Annotated in this window: 3 protein-coding genes; all 3 read right to left on the bottom strand. The window is 71.0% G+C overall.

All coding sequences use genetic code 11. The features are described from left to right. On the bottom strand, positions 1–2181 hold a 2181-nt coding region (locus tag ACZ4VL_RS40240; RefSeq protein WP_468210892.1), incomplete at its 3' end, for a homocysteine S-methyltransferase family protein. Continuing rightward, positions 2178–3164, bottom strand: coding sequence for a carbohydrate kinase family protein (locus ACZ4VL_RS40235; RefSeq protein ID WP_468210889.1), 987 nt, complete (start codon positions 3162–3164; stop codon positions 2178–2180). The genes ACZ4VL_RS40235 and ACZ4VL_RS40240, both read right to left, overlap by 4 nt. Before the next feature lie 82 nt (positions 3165–3246). Then, on the bottom strand, positions 3247–3384 hold a 138-nt coding region (locus ACZ4VL_RS40230; RefSeq protein WP_468210895.1), incomplete at its 5' end, for a methionine adenosyltransferase domain-containing protein.

Here is a 3384-nt window from a genome sequence, read left to right as displayed (position 1 = left end):
GGTGCCCTTGCCCTCCGCGTCCGACTTCTCCATGTGCGGTTCCAGATGGGCCACCGCGGTCTTCATCACCTCGGCCGACTGCAGCACGAACGGCAACTGCATCTGCCCGGAACCGAACAACTCGCCGACGACCTTCATGCCCTCCAGCAGCGTGTCGTTGACGATCTCCAGCGCCGGACGCGACTCCAACGCCGCATCGAGGTCGGCCTCCAGGCCGTTCTTCTCGCCGTCGATGATCCGCCGCTGGAGCCGCTCCTCCAGCGGCAGCGCGGCCAGTTCCTCCGCCTTGCCCGCCTTCAGGGACTTGGCGGTCGCTCCTTCGAAGAGGGCCATCAGTTTCTGCAGCGGGTCGTAGCCCTCGGAGCGCCGGTCGTAGATCAGGTCCAGGGCGGTGGAGACCTGCTCCTCGTCGAACCGGGCGATCGGCAGGATCTTCGACGCGTGCACGATCGCCGAGTCCAGACCCGCCTTGACGCACTCGTCCAGGAAGACCGAGTTCAGCAGGATGCGGGCGGCCGGGTTCAGACCGAAGGAGATGTTCGACAGACCGAGGGTGGTCTGGACGTCCGGGTGTCGGCGCTTCAGCTCCCGGATCGCCTCGATCGTGGCGATGCCGTCCTTGCGGGACTCCTCCTGACCCGTGCAGATGGTGAAGGTCAGGGTGTCGATGAGGATGTCGGACTCGCGGATGCCCCAGTTGCCGGTGAGGTCGGCGATGAGCCGCTCGGCGATGGCGACCTTGTGTTCGACGGTACGGGCCTGGCCCTCCTCGTCGATCGTCAGCGCGATCAGCGCCGCACCGTGCTCCTGCGCCAACCGGGTGACCTGGGCGAATCGGGAGTCGGGGCCGTCGCCGTCCTCGTAGTTGACGGAGTTGATGACCGCGCGGCCGCCCAGTTTCTCCAGGCCGGCCCGGATGACGGCCACTTCGGTCGAGTCCAGCACGATGGGCAGGGTGGAGGTGGTGGCGAAGCGGCCGGCCAGCTCCTCCATGTCCGCGACGCCGTCACGGCCGACGTAGTCCACGCACAGGTCGAGCATGTGCGCGCCCTCGCGGATCTGGTCGCGGGCCATCTCCACGCAGTCGTCCCACCGGGCTTCGAGCATGGCCTCGCGGAACTTCTTCGACCCGTTCGCGTTCGTCCGCTCACCGATCGCCATGTACGAGGTGTCCTGCCGGAACGGCACCGTCTGGTACAGGGAGGCGGCCCCGGCCTCGGGGCGGGGCTCGCGGGCGGTCGGGGCGAGGCCGTTGACCCGCTCCACCACCCGGCGCAGGTGCTCGGGGGTGGTACCGCAGCAGCCGCCGATCAGGGAGAGTCCGTACTCCCGGACGAAGGTCTCCTGGGCGTCGGCCAGCTCGGTCGGGGACAGCGGGTAGTGCGCGCCGTCCTTGGTGAGCACCGGCAGGCCCGCGTTCGGCATGCAGGAGAGGGGGATGCGGGCGTTGCGGGCCAGGTAGCGCAGGTGTTCGCTCATCTCGGCCGGGCCGGTGGCGCAGTTCAGGCCGATCATGTCGATGCCCAGCGGCTCCAGCGAGGTCAGGGCCGCACCGATCTCGGAGCCCAGCAGCATCGTCCCGGTGGTCTCCACCGTGACGGAGCAGATCAGCGGGACGTCGACGCCCAGCGCCTCCATGGCGCGACGGGCGCCGATGACGGAGGCCTTGGTCTGGAGGAGGTCCTGGGTGGTCTCCACCAGCAGCGCGTCGGCGCCGCCGGAGATCAGGCCCTCGGCGTTGGTCTGGTAGGCGTCGCGCAGTGTGCCGTACGGGATGTGGCCGAGGGTCGGCAGCTTCGTGCCGGGGCCCATGGAGCCGAGGACCCAGCGCTGCCGGCCGGTCTCGGCGGTGAACCGGTCGGCCACCTCGCGGGCCACCCGGGCGCCCGCCTCGGACAGCTCGAAGTTCCGCTCGACGATCTCGTACTCGGCGAGGGCACTGTGGTTCGCGCCGAAGGTGTTGGTCTCGACGCAGTCCACGCCCGCGGCAAAGTACGCCTCGTGCACCGAGCGCACGATGTCGGGCCGGGTCACGTTCAGGACCTCGTTGCAGCCCTCCAGCTGCTGGAAGTCCTCAAGGGTGGGATCCTGCGCCTGGAGCATCGTTCCCATGGCCCCGTCGGCGACGACCACGCGGGTCGCGAACGCCTCCCGGAGGGCGTCCGCCCGTTCCTGGCTCATGCCGACTCCCCCAGCACCGGGCCCAGCAGCCGGGCCGAGTCCGGCCCGTACGCCGTGGCCACCGTCTGCCGCAGCAGGCTGCGGTCGACCTCGTAGTCCTGCGGGCCGACGGCCCGGAGCACCAGGGCCGCCATCGCGCAGCCCAGGTGCGCGGCCGTCTCCAGCGGGAGCTGCCGGCCGGCCGCCGCGAGGAACCCGGACCGGAAGGCGTCGCCGACGCCCGTCGGATCCAGCGTGGGCACGTCGGGAACGGCCGGTACGGTGATCGCGGGCGCGCCCTTGCGCTCGATGCGGACGCCGTCGGCGCCCAGGGTGGTCACCCACGTGCCGACCCGGTCGAGGACCTCCTGCTCGTCCCAGCCGGTGCGCTCGCGCAGCAGCGCGGACTCGTACGCGTTGGTGAACAGCCAGCGCGCGCCCGTGACGAGCTCCCGCACCTCGTCGCCGTCGAGGCGGGCGAGCTGCTGGGAGGGGTCGGCGGCGAACGCGATGCCCAGGTCGCGGCACTGCCGGGTGTGGCGGACCATCGCGGCCGGGTCGTTGGGGCAGACCAGCACCAGGTCGACGGGGGCGTCGCCCGGGCCGGTGAGGGTGCGCAGGTCGATCCGGTCCGCCTCCGCCATGGCGCCGGTGTAGAAGGAGGCGATCTGGTTGGCGTCCCGGTCCGTCATGCACATGAAGCGGGCGGTCTGGCGGGTGGCGGAGACGTGGACACCACTGGTGTCGACGCCGTGCTCCTTCAGCCAGACCTCGTACTCCTGGAAGTCGACGCCCACCGCCCCGGCGAGGACCGGGGCGAGGCCCAGTCCGCCGAGTCCGTAGGCGATGTTGGCCGCCACGCCGCCCCGCCGTACCTCGAGGGAGTCCACGAGGAAGGACAGCGAAACGTGTTCCAGCTGGTCCGGCAGCAGCTGGTCGACGAACCGGCCCGGGAAGGCCATGAGGTGATCCGTGGCAATGGATCCGGTCACCGCGATGCGCACGTGGTCTCCTGATCGGGTCGGGTTGAACGCCGGTGTTCCGCTCGTCGGCGGGGGGCGGCGGCGTGGGCGGTCGTACGGGCGGTCAGCGGGCGGCCGCGGCCTTGAGCTGCTCGGCGCGGTCGGTACGCTCCCAGGTGAAGTCCGGCAGCTCGCGGCCGAAGTGGCCGTAGGCGGCGGTCTGGGCGTAGATCGGGCGCAGCAGGTCGAGGTCGCGGATGAT

The sequence above is a fragment of the Streptomyces sp. NPDC029014 genome (genome assembly GCF_055564695.1).
Note: the sequence above shows the minus strand (reverse complement) of the source record. Positions and strands in the feature narration are given on the sequence as shown.